Annotated in this window: 17 protein-coding genes; 9 read left to right on the top strand and 8 right to left on the bottom strand. The window is 61.1% G+C overall.

Annotated elements, in window-relative coordinates; all coding sequences use genetic code 11:
- Nucleotide 1: 1 nt before the first annotated feature.
- From J3P89_RS21570 to J3P89_RS21555, 4 genes are read right to left on the bottom strand one after another with little or no spacing between them, the layout of a single operon-like run.
- Nucleotides 2–1,045 (bottom strand): AbrB family transcriptional regulator, encoded by a 1,044-nt coding sequence (locus J3P89_RS21570; protein WP_434569499.1) that lies wholly within the window; start codon nucleotides 1,043–1,045, stop codon nucleotides 2–4.
- The gene (locus J3P89_RS21565; protein ID WP_434603045.1) at nucleotides 1,038–2,552 is read right to left on the bottom strand and encodes a tripartite tricarboxylate transporter permease; all 1,515 of its coding nucleotides are present in this window, start codon (nucleotides 2,550–2,552) and stop codon (nucleotides 1,038–1,040) included. The genes J3P89_RS21570 and J3P89_RS21565 overlap by 8 nt, the downstream gene beginning before the upstream one ends.
- Before the next feature lies 1 nt (nucleotide 2,553).
- Complete coding sequence (locus J3P89_RS21560) at nucleotides 2,554–3,015, bottom strand: tripartite tricarboxylate transporter TctB family protein (protein WP_305496223.1); 462 nt, start codon at nucleotides 3,013–3,015, stop codon at nucleotides 2,554–2,556.
- A 55-nt stretch (nucleotides 3,016–3,070) separates the two neighbouring features.
- Nucleotides 3,071–4,063: a Bug family tripartite tricarboxylate transporter substrate binding protein gene (locus tag J3P89_RS21555; RefSeq protein ID WP_434569497.1), complete on the bottom strand. Its 993-nt coding sequence runs from the start codon at nucleotides 4,061–4,063 to the stop codon at nucleotides 3,071–3,073.
- Nucleotides 4,064–4,484: 421 nt separating this feature from the next.
- Between J3P89_RS21555 and J3P89_RS21550 the strand changes: the two genes are divergently transcribed.
- Nucleotides 4,485–5,156, top strand: coding sequence for a response regulator (locus tag J3P89_RS21550; protein ID WP_305496222.1), 672 nt, complete (start codon nucleotides 4,485–4,487; stop codon nucleotides 5,154–5,156).
- Nucleotides 5,149–6,540 (top strand): sensor histidine kinase, encoded by a 1,392-nt coding sequence (locus J3P89_RS21545; protein ID WP_434625444.1) that lies wholly within the window; start codon nucleotides 5,149–5,151, stop codon nucleotides 6,538–6,540. Before J3P89_RS21550 ends, J3P89_RS21545 begins: the two co-directional genes overlap by 8 nt.
- A gap of 54 nt (nucleotides 6,541–6,594) precedes the next feature.
- On the opposite strand, the gene J3P89_RS21540 is transcribed toward J3P89_RS21545, so the two are convergent.
- The gene (locus tag J3P89_RS21540; RefSeq protein WP_434569494.1) at nucleotides 6,595–7,416 is read right to left on the bottom strand and encodes an HDOD domain-containing protein; all 822 of its coding nucleotides are present in this window, start codon (nucleotides 7,414–7,416) and stop codon (nucleotides 6,595–6,597) included.
- Nucleotides 7,417–7,452: 36 nt separating this feature from the next.
- A complete protein-coding gene (locus J3P89_RS21535) occupies nucleotides 7,453–8,394 on the bottom strand; it encodes a YgfZ/GcvT domain-containing protein (protein WP_434695592.1) in 942 nt (313 codons plus the stop codon).
- 149 nt (nucleotides 8,395–8,543) lie between these two features.
- On the opposite strand from J3P89_RS21535, the gene J3P89_RS21530 reads away from it, so the two are divergent.
- Together J3P89_RS21530 and J3P89_RS21525 are read left to right on the top strand one after the other, a co-directional pair.
- Entirely contained in the window at nucleotides 8,544–8,798 is a 255-nt protein-coding gene (locus tag J3P89_RS21530; protein WP_039593311.1) for a succinate dehydrogenase assembly factor 2, read from the top strand.
- Nucleotides 8,782–9,234 (top strand): protein YgfX, encoded by a 453-nt coding sequence (locus J3P89_RS21525; protein WP_434695591.1) that lies wholly within the window; start codon nucleotides 8,782–8,784, stop codon nucleotides 9,232–9,234. The genes J3P89_RS21530 and J3P89_RS21525 overlap by 17 nt, the downstream gene beginning before the upstream one ends.
- Here the strand turns inward: J3P89_RS21525 and nadB are convergent.
- Nucleotides 9,203–10,819, bottom strand: coding sequence for an L-aspartate oxidase (gene nadB, locus J3P89_RS21520; RefSeq protein ID WP_434673752.1), 1,617 nt, complete (start codon nucleotides 10,817–10,819; stop codon nucleotides 9,203–9,205). The genes J3P89_RS21525 and nadB overlap by 32 nt on opposite strands.
- Nucleotides 10,820–11,378: 559 nt before the next feature.
- Between nadB and rpoE the strand changes: the two genes are divergently transcribed.
- The 4 genes from rpoE (at nucleotide 11,379) to J3P89_RS21500 (ending at nucleotide 15,189) form a co-directional block, all read left to right on the top strand.
- A complete protein-coding gene (gene rpoE, locus J3P89_RS21515) occupies nucleotides 11,379–11,960 on the top strand; it encodes an RNA polymerase sigma factor RpoE (RefSeq protein WP_003172477.1) in 582 nt (193 codons plus the stop codon).
- Between the two features lie 30 nt (nucleotides 11,961–11,990).
- On the top strand, nucleotides 11,991–12,578 hold the full coding sequence (locus J3P89_RS21510) for a sigma-E factor negative regulatory protein (protein ID WP_434673753.1): 588 nt from the start codon (nucleotides 11,991–11,993) through the stop codon (nucleotides 12,576–12,578).
- Between the two features lie 8 nt (nucleotides 12,579–12,586).
- A complete protein-coding gene (locus J3P89_RS21505; protein WP_434695590.1) occupies nucleotides 12,587–13,534 on the top strand; it encodes a MucB/RseB C-terminal domain-containing protein in 948 nt (315 codons plus the stop codon).
- Nucleotides 13,535–13,761: 227 nt separating this feature from the next.
- Nucleotides 13,762–15,189 (top strand): DegQ family serine endoprotease, encoded by a 1,428-nt coding sequence (locus J3P89_RS21500; RefSeq protein WP_434695589.1) that lies wholly within the window; start codon nucleotides 13,762–13,764, stop codon nucleotides 15,187–15,189.
- 66 nt (nucleotides 15,190–15,255) lie between these two features.
- On the opposite strand, the gene J3P89_RS21495 is transcribed toward J3P89_RS21500, so the two are convergent.
- Complete coding sequence (locus J3P89_RS21495) at nucleotides 15,256–16,689, bottom strand: M48 family metalloprotease (RefSeq protein WP_434569488.1); 1,434 nt, start codon at nucleotides 16,687–16,689, stop codon at nucleotides 15,256–15,258.
- A 98-nt stretch (nucleotides 16,690–16,787) separates the two neighbouring features.
- On the opposite strand from J3P89_RS21495, the gene J3P89_RS21490 reads away from it, so the two are divergent.
- Nucleotides 16,788–17,027, top strand: coding sequence for a sulfurtransferase TusA family protein (locus tag J3P89_RS21490; protein WP_025212368.1), 240 nt, complete (start codon nucleotides 16,788–16,790; stop codon nucleotides 17,025–17,027).
- The last annotated feature ends 5 nt before the right edge of the window (nucleotides 17,028–17,032 follow it).

Here is a 17,032-nt window from a genome sequence, read left to right as displayed (position 1 = left end):
TCTACAAGTCCGGATCCGGTCTGCGAACCCAATACCTGAACAACGGCTCCGCCAGAAACAGCACGAACAACAGCCGCATCACCTGTAGCGCTGTCACCAACGGCACCGACAGTTGCAGCGTCTCCGCCGTCAGGCTCATTTCGGCGATGCCGCCGGGCATCATGCCCAGGGTCAGCGAGCGCAAGTCCAGGTGGGTCAAGGTGCTCAGGCCCAGGGCCGCAAGCGTGGCGATCAGCATGGTCAGCACCGTGCCAATCAAGGTACGACCCATGAACGACGGTGCGCGGCGGAAGAACTGCCGGTTGAAATGACAGCCCAGGCCGCTGCCGATCAGCCATTGGCCGATCTGGCTGCCGCCGTCGGGCAGGCCGATGTGCAGGTCCCAGCCGATGCTCACCGCCGCGCTGACCAACAAGGGCCCGAACAGCCATGGATTGGGTTGGCGCAAGCGCTCCCAGATCCAGGCGAGGAGGGCACCCGCCGGAAACAGAACCGCCAGCCACAACCAATCCACCGCCGTGGCGTGTTGCACCGGCGTGCCGTCACCGAGCAGATACTTGAAGGCAGCCGGCACGCACAACACCACCACCAGCACACGCAGGCTCTGGCCCGCGGCAACATGGCTGAGCATCGCGCCATTGCGGGCGCCGAGGTTGACCATCTCGCCGGAACCGCCCGGCATGCTGGAGAAAAAGGCCGTGGCGCGATCTTCGCCGGTGCGGCGCATAAGCCAGACACTTACGATGCTGGACACGCTGGTGATCAGCGCGCCGAAGAAGATCAGGCCGAAGTGGCTGAGGACCTGTTCCATCACCACTGGCGTGAAGTGCAGGCCGATACCGATGCCCACCACCCATTGGCCGCATTTGCGGCCGCCGGGGATTTCCATCAGTTGCCAGGGAGTGAGACAGCGCACCAGGATGATCGCCAACAGCGAGCCGACCATCCAGGGCAAGGGCCAGCCGATCAGGCTGGCCAGATAACCGCCGGCCAGACCGACCAGCGGTGTTCCCCACCATTGTCTGAAAGTTGTCGCCTCAGACATTGGCCAGGGCACGACGCTGGGCACTGCGACGACGCCAGATGCGCAGCAGCGGCAGGAACAACATGATTGCCGTCAGGACCCAGCAGCCGAAGGTGATCGGGCTGGACCAGAGGATTTCCAACGCGCCATTGGAAATCGACAATGCACGACGCAGGTTCTGCTCCATCAGACCGCCAAGGATGAAGCCCAGCAGCACGGGCGACAGCGGGAAATCCAGCTTGCGCAGGATGTAACCGAAGATGCCGATGCCGATCATCAGGAACAGGTCGAATGTGGTCGCGTGCACGGCGTAAACGCCGATCCCGGTGATGATCGCGATGACCGGCACCAGCGCCCAGTTCGGCACGGCCAGGATGCGGGTGAAGATACGAATCATCGGGATGTTGAGGATCACCAGCATGACGTTGGCGACGAACAACGAAGCGATCAGGCCCCAGACGATGTCCGGCTGTTGCTGGAACAGCAGGGGACCAGGCGTGATGTTATAGAGCGACAGCGCGCCGATCATCACCGCCGTGGTGCCTGAACCTGGGACGCCGAGGGTCAGCATCGGCACCAGCGCGCCGCAGGCCGCGCCGCCGATGGCGGTTTCCGGCGCCGCGAGGCCACGCTTGTCGCCCTGGCCGAAGGTCCCACTGGCTCCAGCCATGCGTTTTTCGGTCATGTAGGCCACGGCACTGGCCAGGGTCGCGCCCGCGCCAGGCAATACGCCCATGATGAAACCGAGCACGCCGCAGCGGATGTTCACCCAGAACACCGAGGCCGCTTCCTTGAAGTTGAACATCATCCGCCCGGTGGCTTTCACCGCTTCCTGGCCGCGATGGGTTTTTTCCAGCAGCAACAGAATCTCGCTGATGGAGAACAGGCCCAGCACCAGCACGACGAACTGGATGCCATCGGTCAAATGGATGTTGTCACCCGTAAAACGGTACACGCCGCTGTTCGCATCGATGCCGACGCAAGACAGGAACAGCCCGATCAGCGCAGCGATGAAGGTCTTGAGCGGCCGGTCACCGGCCATGCCGCCGAGGCAGACAATGGCAAACACCATCAGGACGAAATATTCCGCTGGTCCGAAGGCGATCGCCCATTTGGCCAGCAGTGGCGCAAACAACACCATGCCGCAGGTGGCAATGAACGCGCCGATGAACGAACTCCACGCCGACAGCGACAACGCCACCCCGGCCAGGCCTTGGCGGGCCATCGGGTAGCCGTCCAGGGTGGTCATCACGGTGGAGGCTTCACCGGGGATGTTAAGCAGGATCGAGCTGATACGTCCGCCGTATTCGCAGCCCAGGTACACCGCCGCCAACAGGATCAGCGCCGATTCCGGCGGCAGTCCCAGGGCGAAGGCAATCGGGATCAGCAGCGCCACGCCGTTGATCGGGCCCAGGCCCGGCAGCAGGCCGACCACGGTACCGATCAGCGTGCCGCTCAACGCGGTGACGAGGTTGTACGGCGTCAGCGCAACGCCAAAACCCTGGCCGAGATAATTCAGGGTATCCATATCAATTCTCCAGGACGCCGAGCAGGCCCAGGGGCAGCGGCACGTCCATCAGCTTGTCGAACAACAGATAAAGACCAATGGCCATGAGGCTGATGATCACCACGCTCGGCACCCAGCGGCCGCCGTACAGACGTGCCATCGGCACGCCGATCAGAATGCTGGCGAGGATGAATCCCAAGGGCTCGAAGGTCCCGGCGAATACCAGCAACAGCGCCACGCAGATACCGATCTTCTGCAGGGTTTCACGGTCCAGGTGCGGATCGTCTTCGCTGTGCACGACGGGCGTGGGACGAAACAGCATGTACAGCAGCGCCAGCCCCATCAGCCCGAGTATCAGCAGGGGAAAGGCACGCGGGCCAACCGGTTCATAGGAAAAGGCTGCCTGATAGGGCCAGGCCATCAGTGCCAGGCCGATGCAGGCCAGCAGCAGCACCGCGGCAATAATACGTTGGATGACGAGCATGACTAACTCCTGGGCGGCGCCGACTGTGCCGGTGCCGCCGCGAGAACAGAGGCGATTACTGAATCAGGCCGAATTCTTTGGCCAGCATCTTGTAGTCGGCCACTTGCTTCTTCACGTAGGCGTCCAGCTCCGGACCGGTCATGGCGAACGGGAACAGTTCCCGTTGGTCGCGCAGCTTGGCGAACTCTTCGGAGGCCAGCAGCTTGTCAAAGGCGTTTTTCCACCATTCGTATTCTGCATCGGTGACCTTCGGGCCCAGGTAGAAGCCACGTACTACCGGCCAACGGATGTCGTAGCCTTGTTCCACGGCGGTCGGGATGTCTTTCATCTCCGGCTCGTCCAGGCGTTTATCAGAGAACACCGCCAGCAAACGCATGTCGCCGCTCTGGATGTGTGGCATGGAGTCGGAGATGTCGGTACTGCCCACCTGGATATGGCCGCCGAGCAGGGCGGTCGCGATTTCACCGCCGCCTTCAAGGGCCACGTAGCGCAGTTTGCGCGGGTCGATACCGGCGGCCTTGGCAATCAAAGCGGTCTGCATCCAGTCCTGGCTGCCGACGGTACCGCCGGAACCGATCACCACCGAGCCCGGATCTTTCTTCAGGGCCTGTACCAGATCGTCGAGGTTTTTGTAGGGCGAATCGCTTTTCACGGCGATGGCGCCATAGCTGGTGCCGACGGCAGCGAGCCAGCGCACATTGGTTTCGTCAAAACGGCCAAATTTGCCTTGCGCCAGGTTCAGCAACGAACCGCTTGACCAGGCCACCAGCGTGCCGGCGTCGGCCGGGCGTTGTGCGACCACCGCGTTGTAGGCCACCGCGCCGACACCGCCGGGCATGTAAGTGACGCGCATCGGCTTGGTCAGCAGTTTTTCGTTGACCAGCGCGCTTTGCGCCAGTTTGCAGGTCAGGTCGAAACCGCCGCCAGGGGCAGCGGGTGCGATGCATTCCGGGCGCTTCGGCTCTTTGGATGGGTCCGCGGCGAGCAATTGCCCGGCGAACATCAGGCATCCGGCGGCCAAGGCTACTTTGCGCAGTGATAGGTTCATTTTTGTCTCCACAGGAGTTGTTGTTGTGTGTTTCAAGTCAGGCTTCGCAGAACATGTACGGTGCAGATCCGCAAACGCGTTTCAAAGACGCGGCAGTTCGGTCTGCGCAGCGGCACAGGCAAGGGTAGTCTGGTTGGGGCAGGAATGGCGGGTGGGCGTTGAAGCCAGAAGCTGTGTGGACAGCATGATGAATACTCCGCTTATTGTTTTTATTCGGCGAAAACGCTTCGAGGCGTTTTTCGTTTCGCGATGTGTTTCGCGACCGGCAGTCGAAACTGTCCGTGGAGCGACTCTAGCGGCCCAACCTTTCGCTAACCTTTCAAAAGCTGTCAGGATGATTTTGAGCTTCACAGTGGCGGATGCGGCTGTAAACTCCGCGCCAAAGAATGGCCCCGACCATCCCTGAATCGAGGAAAATCCCATGCGTGTCCTGCTCGTCGAAGACCATCTGCAGCTCGCCGAAAGTGTCGCCCAGGCCCTCAAGAGCACAGGGTTGACGGTGGATGTGCTGCACGACGGGGTGGCCGCCGATCTGGCCTTGAGCAGCGAGGAATACGCGGTGGCGGTCCTTGATGTCGGGTTGCCGCGCATGGACGGCTTCGAGGTGCTGGCGCGCTTGCGGGCGCGGGGCAAGACGCTGCCGGTGCTGATGCTGACCGCTCGCAGCGACGTCAAGGATCGGGTCCATGGCCTGAACCTCGGCGCCGACGATTACCTGGCCAAACCTTTCGAACTCACCGAGCTTGAGGCGCGGGTAAAGGCACTGCTGCGCCGTAGCGTATTGGGTGGCGAGCGGCAGCAGCGCTGTGGTGGACTGGTCTACGACCTGGACACTCGGCGCTTTACCCTCGACGAGGAACTGATGACCCTGACCTCTCGCGAGCAGGCTGTCCTGGAAGCGTTGATCGCCCGGCCCGGGCGGGTGATGAGCAAAGAACAACTGGCAGCCCAGGTGTTCGGCCTCGACGAAGAGGCCAGCCCCGACGCCATCGAAATCTATGTCCATCGCCTGCGCAAGAAGCTCGACGGCCATGCGGTGGCAATCGTGACATTCCGCGGGCTGGGCTATCTGTTGGAAAACCGCGATGCATAAGCCCGACAGCCTGCGCTGGCGGCTACTTCGCAACCTTGCTTCGTTGCTCGTGGTACTGATGCTCGCCAGTGGCCTGAGCGCCTACTGGAATGGTCGTGAAGCCGCCGATACGGCCTACGACCGGACGCTGCTGGCGTCGGCCCGAACCATCGCCGCCGGTCTTTCGCAGCGCGACGGTACCCTCAGCGCGGACGTACCTTATGTCGCTCTGGACACCTTCGCCTATGACAGTGCCGGACGTATCTATTATCAAGTCAACGACATCCACCAGAAGCTGATCTCCGGCTACGAGAATCTTCCCGGGCCGCCGCCCGGTACGCCGCGCACCGACGATTACCCGGCGCTGGCACGTTTCTACAACGCCAGTTACCAAGGGCAGAATGTGCGCGTGGTAAGCCTGCTCAAGGCCGTGAGCGAACCCGAAATGAACGGCATGGCGGAAATCCGCGTGGCGGAAACCGAAGAAGCTCGGGTCAGCATGGCCCGCGGCTTGATGGCCGATACCTTGTTGCGGCTGGGCATGCTGGCGGTGGGCGCGCTGTTGCTGGTGTGGTTCGCGGTCAGCGCGGCGTTGCGCCCGCTGGAACGCTTGCGCACGGCGGTGGAGGAACGCCAGCCGGACGATCTGCGGCCGTTGCCGCTGGTGGAAGTCCAGCACGAATTGTGGCCGTTGGTACGTGCCCTCAATCATTTCACCGAACGGCTGCGCGGCCAGTTCGAACGCCAGGCGCAATTCATTGCCGATGCCGCCCATGAGCTGCGCACGCCACTCGCGGCGCTCAAGGCTCGTCTGGAGCTGGGCTTGCGCGCCAGCGAACCGTCGACCTGGCGCGAAACCCTGGAAACCGCCGCCCAGGGCACTGATCGCTTGACCCATCTGGCGAATCAACTGCTGTCGCTGGCGCGGGTGGAGAACGGCGCGCGGGCAATTGCCGAAGGCGGTGCACAATTGCTCGACCTGAGCCAGCTCGCCCGAGAACTGGGCATGGCCATGGCGCCACTGGCCCATGCCCGTGGGGTTGCGTTGGCCCTGGAAGCCGATGAACCCGTCTGGTTACGGGGCGAACCGACTTTGCTCAACGAGCTGTTGAGCAACCTGGTGGACAATGCCCTGGCCCATACTCCTTCGGGCGGTAACGTGATCCTGCGGGTCACCGCGCCGGCGGTACTGGAAGTCGAGGATGACGGCCCGGGCATTCCCGAGACTGAGCGGGAACGGGTATTCGAGCGCTTCTATCGGCGCAACCAGCAAGTGGCCGGCTCGGGATTGGGGTTGGCAATTGTCGGAGAAATCTGCCGTGCGCATCTGGCGCAGATCACCCTGCATGATGGGCAGGAGGGCGGATTGAAGGTGCGGGTGAGTTTTGCTCCAGGCTCAGAATGAGCCCGAGCCGAATGCCACAGATTGTGACCAACACACATTCATTGCCCTGCCTGCTCAATAAAACATCGACCGCGCTTCTTCGATATCCGCGCAGCGGTCCTTGTTGTCCAGGTCGATGCCCAGCTTCCTGATCGCCGGAACCCCGAACGCGTCAATCCTGCTCAGCGGATGGTCGGCATCCTTGTAGCAGTACAGCGCGGCAACCTGCACCAGGTCGACATAATCGAGTTGCTTCGAGTCTCGGGTGAAATCCAGGTACAGCCCCGGCAACTTCACCAACCGTTCCGGAAACTCCCAGACACTGAGCAGCTTGTCCCCCAGCACGGGATGGATCGTCTCGATGACGTGATTGAGGCTGACCGGGTCCGACAGCAGTTCATTATTGTCCTCGGCGTACGTCAGGATCGGCAGCACGCCGATCTGATGGACCAGTCCACCCAGCGCCGCCTGATCGGGCTTGAGATGCGTGTAGCTGCGACATAACGCATAGCTGACGCCGGCGATCTCCAGGCTCTTGCGCCAGACTTCCCGCATCTTTTGCTCAACCACTTCGGAGCGAGCGTGGAATATCTGCTCCATGACCAGCCCGATCGCCAGGTTGCTACTGTAGTTGACCCCCAGCCGCGTGATGGCCGTGTGCAGGTCCGTTACTTCCTGGGTGGCACGCAGCAGGGGGCTGTTGACTACTTTTATCAGGCGCGCCGAGAGGGCGGTGTCACGACCAATCACTTTACTCAGGTTGCTGACGCTGATTTCCGGGTCTTCGGCGGCCCGGCGAATCTGCATGGCCACTTCCGGTAATGTTGGCAGGACCAGGTCATCATTATCGATGGCCGCCACCAAATCCCGCTGGACCTTATCCGCCAAATCGCTCATTTCGGTTCTCTAGGGTGTTGCGACAAAATGTTGCGATCAACGCTGGATTTCGCGGTCGCGGTCCAGTTCGTAAGGCAAGTCCAGCAATTGTAGCGCGGGTCCTTCCAAAGCTCCGAGGTGCAAATTGCCATCTTCCGCTGCTTCGGCCTGCAACACCGCCAGCAGTTCAATGTTTTGTTCGGCGCGGGCAGCAATGACCACTTCGCCGATGGAACTGCCGTGAGTGGGGGAGAACAGCGGAGTGCCCGGCTCTGGCAGCTCGCCTGCCTCCAGCTGTAGGCGATACAGCCGGCGCTTGAGCTTGCCGAGGTACTGCATGCGCGCGACGATTTCCTGGCCGGTGTAGCAGCCTTTCTTGAAACTCACGCCCCCTACGGCCTGCAGGTTGAGCATCTGCGGAATGAACAGCTCGCGAGTAGCCGGCATGACCTGGCCAATGCCCGCGCGAACCTGGCCCAGCAGCCAGCGGTTGAGATCGCCTTCGGCCAGTTTCGCGCTCAGGCGAGTGCGCAGCGTATCGGCCTGTTCAGCGCGAGCCCAGAGTTCGGCGCGGCCTGGAGAGACGCGGATGGCGATCAAGGATTCATGGCGAACCACGCTGTCAGTATCGACCGGCAGTTCCAGGCCCAGGTCGGTGAGCGTGGCATCGGCGCCTTCCAGTCCGAAACGAACCCATGCGGCGCTCTCATCGGTGAGCTTGGATTTGGAGAACACTGCGTATTTTTTCAGGTCCGCCAGTTGCGGTTCGAGCAATTCGCTGGCCATTGCCAGGAGCACGCCGTCGCCTTCAAGCAGGATCCTGAAGCTCGATTGCATCCGGCCCTTCTGGGTGCAACGGGCGCCGAGGCTGGCCCGGCTGTCGCTCAGGTAGTTGAGGTTGCAGGTCAATTGGCCTTGCAGGAATTTGCTTGCGTCCACGCCGCGGACCGCGAGAACGCCTTCGTGGGACAGGGTGCAGAAAAAAGCGGAATCAGCCATGGGTCATCGCAGGGTAAAAAGTCTGGCAGACATCATAAGGGGACGCCCTTGAAATGGGTAGTTCACAAAGGATCGGAGGCGCCCGACCAAAGCCGTCTGTTCCGCTACGGCCGGGCCTGTATACTTGCGCTCTATTTGAGGAGTGCTCCATGGTCGAAGATGTTGAACTGAATCGCCTCTACTGGCACAGCCGCCGCGGCATGCTTGAGCTTGACGTGCTGCTGGTGCCGTTCGTGAAGGAGGTCTACCCACACCTTGATGAAGTCGACCGTGCGTGTTACGTCCGTTTGCTCGAATGCGAGGATCAGGACATGTTCGGCTGGTTCATGGAACGCAGTGAATCCGAGGATCCGGAACTGCAGCGCATGGTCCGGATGATCCTGGACCGTGTCCAGCCCAAATAGCCGCTTCGAGTGCCGCTGGCGCGCCTCCCGGCAGCTGCTGGCGGCCTATCTCCTGGCCCAGGTGTTTGCCTTGGGCTCGTTGTTCCTGTGCTCGATTCCTCCCTGGCTCGCAGTCGTTGCTTCCATGTTGTGCCTGGGCCACGGCGCCTGGGTGCTACCGCGATATTTGTTGCTGAGCCATCGCCAGGCTTTTCGTGGTTTGCGTCGCGATGCCGACGGCTGGCAGCTCTGGAGCGAGGGCGGCGGCTGGCAGGCGGTGCAGTTGCGGCCGGACAGCCTGGCATTGCCGATGATCGTGGTGCTGCGCTTTCGCTTGCGGGGCGAGTGGTGGGTCCGCTCGTTGTGCGTGCCCCGCGACGCGCTGGCGCCGGATGTCCATCGGCGCCTGCGGGTCCGGCTCAGGTTCAGCCGGCGTAGGTGGGCGGCACCAGGATAGTGTCTAATGCCTCGGGCAGCAGGTCCGGGTAGTCGAGGGTGTAGTGCAGTCCTCGGCTTTCCTTGCGCTCCATGGCTGAGCGAATCATCAGTTCCGCCACCTGCGCCAGGTTGCGCAACTCGATCAGGTCGCGGCTGACTTTATAGTTGCTGTAGAACTCATCGATCTCATCGAGCAGCAAACGCACCCGATGCTGGGCCCGTTGCAGGCGCTTGTTGGTGCGTACGATGCCGACGTAGTCCCACATGAAGCGCCGCAGTTCGTCCCAGTTGTGGGCGATGATCACGTCTTCGTCCGAGTCGGTCACCTGGCTGGCATCCCAGGTGGGCAGGGTGGTCGGGATGGCAACCTGCGGCAACTGATCGAGGATGTCCGCCGCCGCCGAGCGGGCATAGACGAAACATTCCAGCAGCGAATTGCTGGCCATGCGATTGGCACCGTGCAATCCGGTGAAGCTGGTTTCGCCAATCGCATACAGGCCGGGTACATCGGTGCGGCCGTGCTGGTCGACCATCACCCCGCCGCAGGTGTAATGCGCCGCTGGCACCACCGGGATCGGCTGCTTGGTGATGTCGATGGAAAATTCCAGGCAGCGTTCATACACCGTGGGGAAATGACTTTTGATGAAGGCTTCGGGTTTGTGGCTGATGTCCAGGTACACGCAGTCGATGCCCAGGCGCTTCATTTCATGGTCGATGGCCCGCGCAACGATGTCCCGTGGGGCCAGTTCGGCGCGAGGATCGAAGCGCTGCATGAAGCGTTCGCCGTTGGGGAGCTTCAGATGAGCGCCTTCGCCGCGCAGTGCCTCGGTCACCAGGAAGCTCTTGGCCAAGGGGTGATACAGGCAAGTGGGGTGGAACTGGTTGAATTCCAGGTTCGCCACTCGGCAGCCTGAACGCCAGGCCATGGCAATGCCGTCACCGCAGGCACCGTCGGGGTTGCTGGTATAGAGATAGACCTTGGCCGCGCCGCCGGAAGCGAGGATCACGAAGCGCGCCCCGTAGGTGTCGACTTCGCCGGTGCCCCGATTGAGCACGTAGGCGCCCAGGCAGCGGTCACCTTCCAGGCCGAGGCGTTTCTCGGTGATCAGGTCGATCGCGACTCGCTGTTCCAGCAATTCGATGTTCGGCCGTTGCCGGGCCTGGGCCAGCAGGGTCTTGAAAATTGCCGCACCGGTCGCATCGGCTGCATGGATGATCCGCCGGTGGCTGTGGCCGCCTTCGCGTGTCAGATGGAATTCAAAGCCGCCATCTTCCGTGCCCGATTGCTCGTCACGGGTGAAAGGCACGCCCTGGTCGATCAGCCATTGGATGGCTTCCCTGCTGTGCTCGACGGTAAAACGCACGGCTTCGCGATTGCACAACCCGCCGCCGGCGTTAAGCGTGTCGTCGACATGGGATTGGATAGTGTCCGCGTCATCCAGCACGGCGGCGACGCCGCCCTGGGCCCAGAACGTCGAGCCGTTGGCCAGGTCGCCTTTGCTCAGCACTGCTATGCGCAGGTTCGCGGGCAATGTCAGCGCAAGGCTCAATCCGGCGGCGCCGCTGCCGATTACCAGAACATCATGTTGATACTGTTGGCTCATTCGAATGGTTTCCGCTCAAAGCGACCCGGGTCGGGGTGGGTGCCAGGCATCCGGTTCAATGGGGGCAGGCGACCGTGCAGCCCACTAGTATATAGAGGGGGGGATCGGCACAATAGCCGGGCGTTCATGGCAATATGGAACCAGTGCGACAGGGAAGCGACGCGCTTCGTCGGAACAAGGTTCTGCTGAAACGGCGACAACGCAGCCTTTTCGAGGACAGAACGCTGTTTATCTCGTCACGGTTGCTAAATTTTCGTTTCGAAGAGCTACAAATGGTGGGAACTTTTGCCAAGCGCCTAGGTTCAATAGACGGTTGTCTGCAAAAGGGAACAGCGTCGGGTTGGTGCAGGACTTCGATTCGAGTCCCATCCGACAGGCCCGACGACAGATTATTCGCGCGGCCGGGCAATCCCGTGCTGCGTTTTTCGTGCGTGCCGGATCAGAGCACGCCGGAAACTTGCTTGGAAGGGGGAGAACTTTTGCGAAAAGCCCGAGTCTATGGTTGCAAGCTTGGACGATTAGTAATGCAAGCCTCCTTCGAGCTTATCGAGGAGTGTTCATGCTAACCCAGGAAGAGGATCAGCAGCTGGTCGAGCGCGTTCAACGCGGCGACAAGCGAGCTTTCGATCTGCTAGTGCTGAAATACCAGCACAAAATTCTCGGGTTGATCGTGCGTTTTGTGCACGACACCCATGAAGCCCAGGATGTTGCCCAGGAAGCTTTCATCAAGGCGTACAGGGCACTTGGTAATTTTCGCGGGGATAGCGCGTTTTATACGTGGCTTTACCGCATCGCCATCAACACGGCGAAAAACTATCTGGTTTCACGCGGCCGCCGGCCGCCGGATAGCGATGTTAGCTCCGAGGATGCAGAGTTCTATGACGGCGATCACGGCCTCAAGGATCTCGAATCACCGGAACGTGCATTGCTGCGGGATGAGATCGAAGGCACTGTCCATCGAACCATTCAGCAACTGCCTGAAGATTTGCGTACGGCGTTAACTTTACGTGAATTCGACGGTCTGAGTTACGAGGACATTGCCAGCGTCATGCAATGTCCGGTGGGTACCGTGCGCTCCCGGATCTTCCGCGCTCGGGAGGCCATCGATAAAGCCCTGCAACCATTGTTGCAGGAAAACTGAGACAGCGGCGACAGCCAAGAGAGGAACGCCATGAGTCGTGAAGCCCTGCAGGAATCGCTGTCCGCAGTGATGGATAACGAAGCGGACGAATTGGAATTGCGTCGGGTATTAAATGCCTTTGACGATGTTGAAACCCGTGAGACCTGGGCTCGCTACCAGATTGCCCGGGCGGTGATGCACAAGGACTTGTTGCTTCCACGCCTGGATATCGCTGCGGCCGTTTCTGCTGCGCTGGCTGACGAAGCCGTGCCGGCAAAAGCCTCCCGCGGTCCATGGCGCAGCCTGGGTCGCCTGGCAGTTGCTGCCTCGGTTACCGTAGCTGTATTGGCAGGTGTGCGTCTGTACAACCAGGATGAGATTGCCGGCGTGCAAATGGCGCAGCAGTCCAATCAGCCTGGCCTGGCAGCACCACAGGTCAAGGGTCCGGCGGTACTGGCCGGCTACAGCGAAGGTTCGGAAGCTGCCGGTCCGATGACCAACGGCGTCCTGCAAGGCCAGCCAGGCTGGCATGATCAGCGTTTGCCTAACTACCTGCGTCAGCATGCCCAGCAGGCCGCGCTGAAAGGTACTGAAAGCGCGCTGCCATACGCTCGTGCGGCCAGTCTGGAAAACCGTTAAGGAGGACCATGCGCGCCATACCTCTTTTCTCGCTTCTGGTAGGTGGCTGGTGCGTTGTTCCAGCCTATGCCGGTGAAGCTCAGGACTGGCTCAATCGTCTGAGTCAAGCCGAGCAGCAGCAAAGCTTCCAGGGCACTTTCGTTTACGAGCGTAACGGTAGTTTTTCTACCCATAACATCTGGCATCGCGTCCAGGATGGCAAAGTCCGCGAGCGGCTGCTCCAGCTCGATGGTTCGGCACAGGAGGTCATGCGCATTGACGGAAAGACTCAATGCGTCAGCGGCACCTTGATCGCCGGGCTGGGCAATTCGCCAGATGGCACCGCACGTGCGCTCGATCCGCAGAAACTCAAGAATTGGTATGACCTTGCCGTTATTGGCAAGTCGCGTGTGGCTGGGCGTCAGGCTGTCATTGTCGCCCTGACCCCCAAGGATCAGCATCGCTATGGCTTTGAGCTGCATCTCGACAGAGAGACCGGCTTGCCGCTCAAGTCCCTGTTGCTCAGTGACAAAGGCCAGTTGCTCGAACGTTTCCAATTCACTCGCTTGAACATCGGTGAGCCTTCAGACGCTGATCTGCAGGCCAGTGTCGAATGCAAGGCTGTTGCGCAGGGGCCCGGTAAGGCCGCCACGGTGAAAACCGCCTGGCATTCCGACTGGCTTCCGCCCGGCTTTGAATTGACCAGTAGCGCTGCGCACAAGGACCCGGACACCAAGATCCAAGTCAGTAGCTTGATGTATGACGATGGCCTGGCCCGTTTCTCGGTGTTCCTGGAGCCGCTGAATGGTGCAACTGCCACCGACACCCGCACGCAGCTTGGCCCGACCGCAGCGGTATCGCGTCGGCTTACTACACCCCAGGGCGAGATGATGGTGACGGTAGTTGGCGAAATACCTATCGGTACGGCGGAACGGATCGCGTTGTCCATGCGTTCCGACGTCGCGGCAGCCCAATAACACGCTGCCCGGGTGGCTCGATTGCGCAAGAGGCCGGCAAGCGTGCTTGAGCAAAATGCTGAAACTTCCTGTCAGCATTTTCATTTGCAAAATAACCAGTTTTTTTCTATTAGGTCAGAGCCGCTCGGCTCTGGCCTTGTCTGTTTGCGGAACAAAAATACTGGCGTATCGTTCCCAGGTATTTCTGCTCCATATCGCTTAACCATGCTCGTCGTAACGGGAGCCGTATGTCGATACCACGCTTGAAAACCTATCTCTCCATTTTTGCCACCGTGCTGGTGCTCGGTCAGGCCGTTCCCGCTGTGGCGGTCGAGTTGCCGGACTTCACTCAACTGGTCGAACAGGCTTCGCCTGCCGTGGTGAACATCAGTACCACGCAGAAGCTGCCGGAGCGTCGGGTGATGGACCCGCAGATGCCGGACCTGGAAGGCTTGCCGCCCATGCTGCGCGAGTTCTTCGAGCGCGGGATGCCACAGCCGCGTTCGCCTGGCGGTGGTCGTCAGCGTGAAGCGCAGTCCCTGGGCTCGGGCTTCATTATCTCGCCAGACGGCTACATCCTGACCAACAACCATGTGATTGCCGACGCCGATGAGATCCTCGTGCGCCTGGCAGATCGCAGTGAACTGAAGGCCAAGCTGATCGGCACCGACCCGCGTTCGGACGTGGCCTTGCTGAAAATCGAAGGCAAGGACCTGCCGGTGCTCAAGCTCGGCAAATCGCAGAACCTGAAAGCCGGCCAGTGGGTGGTGGCAATCGGTTCGCCGTTCGGCTTCGACCATACCGTGACACAGGGCATCGTCAGCGCTATTGGGCGTAGCCTGCCAAACGAAAACTACGTGCCATTCATCCAGACCGACGTGCCGATCAACCCGGGCAACTCCGGTGGGCCGCTGTTCAACCTCGACGGCGAAGTGGTGGGTATCAACTCTCAGATTTACACCCGTTCGGGCGGTTTCATGGGGGTGTCCTTCGCTATCCCGATCGACGTGGCCCTGGATGTATCCAACCAGCTTAAAAGCGAGGGCAAGGTCAGCCGTGGCTGGCTGGGCGTGGTCATCCAGGAAGTGAACAAGGACCTGGCCGAGTCGTTTGGCCTGGAGAAACCTGCCGGCGCCCTGGTGGCGCAGATCCAGGAAAGTGGCCCGGCCGCCAAGGGCGGCTTGCAAGTGGGCGATGTGATTCTCAGCCTCAATGGGCAGCCGATCGTCATGTCCGCCGACTTGCCGCATCTGGTGGGCGCCCTCAAGGCCGGGGCCAAGGCCAGCCTGGAAGTGATTCGCGAAGGCAAGCGCAAGAATGTCGAGTTGACTGTCGGCGCGATCCCGGAAGAAGGCAAGGAACTGGATTCGCTGCCCAAGTCCGGCGTCGAGCGCAGCAGCAATCGCCTGGGTGTCGCGGTGGCCGAGCTGACCGATGAGCAGAAGCGAACCCTGGAATTGCAGGGTGGTGTGGTGATCAAGGAAGTACAGGACGGTCCCGCTGCGTTGATCGGCCTGCAACCTGGCGACATCATTACCCACCTGAACAACCAGGCCATCGGCTCGGCCAAGGAGTTCACCGACATCGCCAAGGCGTTGCCGAAGAATCGCTCGGTGTCGATGCGCGTCCTGCGCCAGGGGCGTGCAAGCTTCATTACCTTCAAGCTGGCTGAATAAGCCGGTATTCAGCTGAAAAAAAAACCGCCTCGATATCGAGGCGGTTTTTTTATGCCTGGTAAATGCTCAGCCCATCATGTCCTTGACCATGCGCTCCTGCTCCATGAGTTCACGCTGGCGGGCGTCGATGCGCGATGACAAAGGAAAATTGCTCCCGGCGCGTCGTTTGGCAAAGTCCAGTTGCTGGATCGCCTGGCGATAGTCGCCAACCAACGCGAAGTATTCGGCGCGTGCCTGGTGCAAGCCAATGATATTGCCTGACAGGCCACGCGTTTCGGCCACCATGTACCAGATGTCCGGGTCGTCCGGGCGGCTCTTGAGCAGGGTTTCCAGGGCCTTTTCCGCATCGGCGGGGCGATTCTGCTTGAGCAACAGATCGACGCGCACCTGATTGAGTGGGTAGTTGCCCGGATATTGGCTCAGCAGTCGATCCACGCGAGATTGAGCGTCCGCCAGCTTGTTGCTGGTGATGTCCAGGTCTACCTGGGCGAGGTTGTAGATGATCTCGTTGGGCGCTTTGGCCAGCAATGGCTTGAGGTTCTCCCGGGCTTCATTCAGTTGGCCACCCTTGATCTGGGCGATCGCCAGTCCGTAGCGGGCCACGTCACTCTTCGGGTTCTCGTCCAGCTGTGCGCGGAAGCGCTTGGCCCCCAGGCCAGGGGTTTCTTCATAGGTCAACTGGACCCGCGCGCGGATCAGTTGGTAACGCATGCTGTCCTCGATTCCGCCCGGCTTGGCCTGTTCGGCGCGGTTGCGGGTGTCGGCGATGCGCGATTCGGTGACCGGGTGAGTCAGCAGGAATTCCGGGGGCTTGGCGTCAAACCGATACTGGCGCATCAGGCGCTCGAACATCGTTGGCATCGACCGTGGATCGTAACCGGCCTTCTCCAGATTCTGGATGCCGATGCGGTCGGCTTCCTGTTCGTTTTGCCGCGAGAAACGCCGTTGCTCCTGGATGGCGGCGGCCTGGGTCCCGGCAATGGCGGCGATCCCGGCGTCACCGCCACCGGCGGCGGCAATCACGATGCCGGCCAGCAGCGCCGCCATCATCGGCACCTGCATGCGCTGTTGGGCTTCGACGCCGCGGGCAAAATGGCGTTGCGACAAGTGCGCCAGTTCGTGGGCCATGACCGAAGCATATTCGCCTTCGGTCTGGGCGTTGAGGAACAGGCCGCCGTTGACCCCGACGATCCCGCCGGGCGCGGCGAAAGCGTTGAGCTGGGGGCTGTTGATCAGGATGAATTCCAGGCGCCGGTCGTTGACCTGGCTGGTTTCCACCAGCTTGTAGACGCTGGTTTCGACATAGTCCTTGAGCTGCGGATCGTTGAGTTGCGAGACCTGGCTGCGCAACAAGGCCAGCCAGGCGCGGCCCAGCTGATGCTCCTGCTCCGGCGAGACGATGGCAGAACTGGCATCGCCAAGTGACGGCAGGTCGTCGGCGAAGCCCGGTGAGGCGAGCAGGCAAGCGAGCGTCAGCAGGGTGGGGCGCAGAAATGTCATGCACGAAGCCTTAGTCGACAAAGACCTTACTGTAGCCGGACAGCGGGTCCGGGACCAGATATTCTAGGCCGCTCGACGACCTGTTGCGGAGTGAAACAATGACCGATGCTGTAGCCCACGATGCCGAGCTGGACGCCAGTGGCCTGAACTGTCCGCTGCCGTTGCTCAAGGCCAAGCTGGAACTCAATCGCCTGGCCAGTGGCGCCGTGCTCAAGGTGACGGCCACGGATGCGGGCTCCCAGCGCGACTTTCGCACCTTTGCCCGCTTGGCTGGTCATACGCTGCTGCGCGAAGAAGACGATAACGGCGTCTACCGTTACTGGCTGAAAAAAGCCTGAAAACC

This window comes from Pseudomonas sp. Z1-14, from assembly GCF_051132005.1.
In the GTDB taxonomy this organism is placed as follows: domain Bacteria; phylum Pseudomonadota; class Gammaproteobacteria; order Pseudomonadales; family Pseudomonadaceae; genus Aquipseudomonas.
This window is presented reverse-complemented; position numbering and strand designations above follow the sequence as displayed.